2 protein-coding genes and 1 pseudogene are annotated in these 3,532 nt (G+C 72.7%); 1 reads left to right on the forward strand and 2 read right to left on the reverse strand.

Going from position 1 to position 3,532, the window contains the following annotated elements; translation table 11 throughout:
* Positions 1-605: pseudogene (locus N787_RS11615) on the reverse strand (energy transducer TonB); the annotation flags it as partial.
* Positions 606-891: 286 nt separating this feature from the next.
* Here N787_RS11615 and N787_RS11620 point away from each other — a divergent pair.
* Entirely contained in the window at positions 892-2,136 is a 1,245-nt protein-coding gene (locus tag N787_RS11620) for an alpha/beta hydrolase (protein WP_211252165.1), read from the forward strand.
* A gap of 6 nt (positions 2,137-2,142) precedes the next feature.
* Here the strand turns inward: N787_RS11620 and mnmE are convergent, their stop codons facing one another.
* A complete protein-coding gene (gene mnmE / locus N787_RS11625; protein ID WP_034214295.1) occupies positions 2,143-3,474 on the reverse strand; it encodes a tRNA uridine-5-carboxymethylaminomethyl(34) synthesis GTPase MnmE in 1,332 nt (443 codons plus the stop codon).
* Positions 3,475-3,532 lie beyond the last annotated feature (58 nt).

Raw genomic sequence — 3,532 nt, forward strand, 5'->3', positions numbered from 1 at the left:
GCCGCGGCGGCGGCGGCGCGCTCGGCGGCGGCCTCCGCGTCGCGCAGGCGCTGCTCCTCGCGGGCGGCTTCCTGGGCCACGCGGTCGGCGGCGCTGGCCTGGCCCTTGGCGATGGAATCGGTGATGCGCGGCAGGGACGGGGTCTGCGGGTCGGTCTTCTCGATCAGGCCGCGCAGTCGCTCGGCCTCGATGAAGTCCTCGCGGCCGATCGCCTGCTCGGCGGCGATGATGGCGTAGGGCATCAGGTCGATCAGGGCGCTTTCAGCCAGGGGGTCGACCTTCTCGCTGCGGGCGCGCAGGGCCAGGTAGTACTCCATGGCGTTGTCGCCGGCCGGGGCGTACAGGCGCTGCTCGCGCAGGGCCTGGCTGCCGCGGCTCTTGAGCTCGTCGGCGCTGAGGCTGGCCAGCGCGGCTTCGGCGGCCTGGGCGGCCTCCTGGGCAGCGACTTCCTCGGCCGACGGGCCCGCCGGCTGGGCCGGGGCAGCTGCCGGGGCCGCCGCGTCAGGCGCGGCCTCGTCCTTGGAGCAGGCGGCGAGGGACAGGCCCAACGCCAGCGCGATGCCCCAGCGCAGGGCGCGGGACGGAGTGGAAATCGTAACGGTCATGTCTTTCCCCTGAAAAAATCACCAAACCATGACGTTCAGCACATAAGAGTTTGGCCGGTTTGTCAAGCCGGTTTCGTTGCGAAGCTTGATCCCCCGCACAGATTCAGGCCATATCGGCCGCTGCGGCCGCCAGCGTCGTCCAGGCCGGGCCTTCCAGGGGAAATGCATGCGCAGGATCGGGGTCGGAATCATTTTGGGTGTCTTGTTGCTGGCCGCTGGCTGCAGCAGCCTGCCCCGCCAGGACGGCCCGACGCCGGCACCAACGGCCTCGGCCCCGCCCCCGGTCGTGGCCCCGCCGCCGCCGCCGCCGCCGCCGCCGCCTCCCTCACCAGAGCAGGCCGCCCAGGCAGCGGAGCTCGCCGCCCGGGAAGCCGCGCAGCGTGCCGAAAGCCAGCGTCGCGCCGAAGCCGGCCGCGCCGCGGCCGAGCGGGAAGCCGCGCTGAGGGCGGAACAGGAACAGCGCGCCGCCCGCCTGCCTTCCCGGGACGGGATCCCGGAGAACGCCATCGACCCGGAGAAGAACCACGCCACGCTGCGCGTCTTCTACGCCACCGATCGCGCCGCCGCCCTCGACTTCGCCAACACGCCCGTCGCCGATCGCTACGGTGTGGCGCGCGGCAAACTCGAGTACGGCGTGGCGGAAGTGAGCATTCCCGCCGCGCACAAGCCCGGCGTGCTCGAGGCGCCTTCGCTGTGGCGCTTCGAACTCACCGAGGATCCGTCGAAGCACGTGGTGCTGATGTCGCTGCAGCGGCGTTCCAGCGCGCTGTTCTTCCAGGAGCTGTCCCAGCGCGTGGCCCGCTCGGAGGGAAGCAATGCCTTCCTGTTCGTGCACGGCTACAACGTGTCGTTTGCCGATGCCGCCCGCCGGACGGCGCAGATGTCGTACGACCTGTCCTTCGATGGCGCGGCCGTGTTCTACAGCTGGCCCTCGCAGGCCTCGCTGCCGGGTTACACCATCGATGAATCCAACATCGAGTGGTCCACCACCCACATCAAGCAGTTCCTGGTCGACTTCGCCGAGAAGTCCACCGCCGACAACCTGTACCTGATCGCGCACAGCATGGGTAACCGCGGCCTGACCCGCGCCCTGCAGGCGCTGGTGATGGAGCGCCCCGACCTGCGCGGCCGGTTCCGCGAGATCATCCTGGCCGCCCCGGACATCGACGCCGAGGTGTTCCGCCGCGACCTGGCGCCGGCGCTGCGGCAGGCGGGCAAGCGCGTCACCCTGTACGCCTCCTCCAACGACCTCGCGCTCAAGGCCTCGAAGCAGGTGCACGGCTATGCGCGCGCGGGCGACTCGGGCGACGGCCTGATCGTGCTGCCCGGCATCGAGACCATCGATGCCTCGGGCGTGGACGAGAGCACGCTGGCGCACTCGTACTTCGTGGAGTCCAAGCCGGTGATCCGCGACATCCTCGACCTGATGCTGCGCAGCCTGCCCGCCGGGCGCCGCGAAGGCCTGGTCGGCGACCAGCATCCGCGCGGCACCTTCTGGCGTTTCCGCGCGGCGCAGCTGGCCGAGCCCTGAGCGCCGCTACTTGCCGATGCAGAAGTCGGCGAAGATGCGGCCGAGCAGGGCGTCGGCGTCCACGCGCCCGGTGATCTCGCCCAGGGCGTCCTGGGCCTGGCGCAGTTCCTCGGCCGCGAGCTCGCCCGCGCCGTGATGCAGCTGCGCGGCCGCGCGCGCCAGCGCCTCGGCGCCGCGCCGCAGGGCATCGACGTGGCGGGCGCGGGCGCTGAAGCTGCCTTCCACGCCATCGCCCAGGCCCGCCGCGTCACGCAGTGCCGCGCGCAGGGCATCGAGCCCGGCGCCGCTGCGCGCCGACAGCCACAGGTGGCGGCCATCGGCGCGCGTGGCCGGCGGGGGCACGGTGGCCAGCAGGTCGGCCTTGCTGTGCAGCCACAGCACCGGCACGCCGGCGGGTAGCGGCAGCGCGTGGCTGCCGGTCGCCGTGGCGTCGACCACGGCCAGCACCAGGTCGGCCTTGGCCAGTTCCTCGCGGGCGCGGCGGATGCCCTCGCGCTCGACCACGTCGGGCGCATCGCGCAGGCCGGCGGTGTCGACCAGCGTCAGCTCGATGCCGTCGATGCGGATGCGCTCGCGCAGCAGGTCGCGGGTGGTGCCCGGCACGTCGGTGACGATGGCGCGGTCTTCGCCCGCCAGCGCATTCAGCAGCGAGGACTTGCCGGCGTTCGGCGCGCCGGCGATCACCACGTGCAGGCCATCCACCAGCCGGCGGCCGCGTTCGGCGGCGGTGCGCAGCGCATCGAGCTGGCCGGCGACGCGCTGCAGCTTCTCCTGCAGTTCGGGCGCGGCCAGAAAATCGATTTCCTCGTCCGGGAAATCCAGCGCCGCCTCGATCCACACGCGCAGCCCGGTGAGGCCTTCGACCACGGTGTCCACGCGGCGCGAGAACTCGCCTTCGAGGGAACGCCGCGCGGCGCGCGCCGCCGCTTCGCTGCCGGCCGACACCAGGTCGGCCACGGCCTCGGCCTGGGCCAGGTCGAGCCGGCCCTCGAGGAAGGCGCGCTCGGTGAACTCGCCCGGCCGCGCCGGCCGCGCGCCCAGCGCCAGGCACCGGCGCAGCAGCTGCCCCAGCAGCACCGGGCTGCCGTGGCCCTGCAGCTCCAGCACGTCCTCGCCGGTGTAGGACTGCGGGCCGGGGAAGAAGATCAGCAGCCCGTCATCGATCACCGCCCCGTCGGCATCGCGGAAGCGCAGGTAATGCGCGTGCCGCGCCTCGGGCGGCTTGCCCAGCAGCGTCGCCGCGATCGCCCGGCAGCCCGCGCCACTCAGGCGCACGATCCCCACGCCCGCCGCCCCGGCCGCCGTCGCAATCGCCGCTATCGTCTCGCGTTGGGTCATTGGGGGAGCGTGTTTGAACGCGGATAAGAGCGGCGGTCTCAACCGGTCATTGCAACGC

It is taken from the genome of Arenimonas metalli CF5-1 (assembly GCF_000747155.1).
Classification (GTDB): domain Bacteria; phylum Pseudomonadota; class Gammaproteobacteria; order Xanthomonadales; family Xanthomonadaceae; genus Arenimonas; species Arenimonas metalli.

Excerpts from the sequence above, each read along its gene's own strand:
- mnmE (WP_034214295.1), bottom strand. The coding sequence starts at position 3,474 with ATGACCCAACGCGAGACGATAGCGGCGATTGCGACGGCGGCCGGGGCG.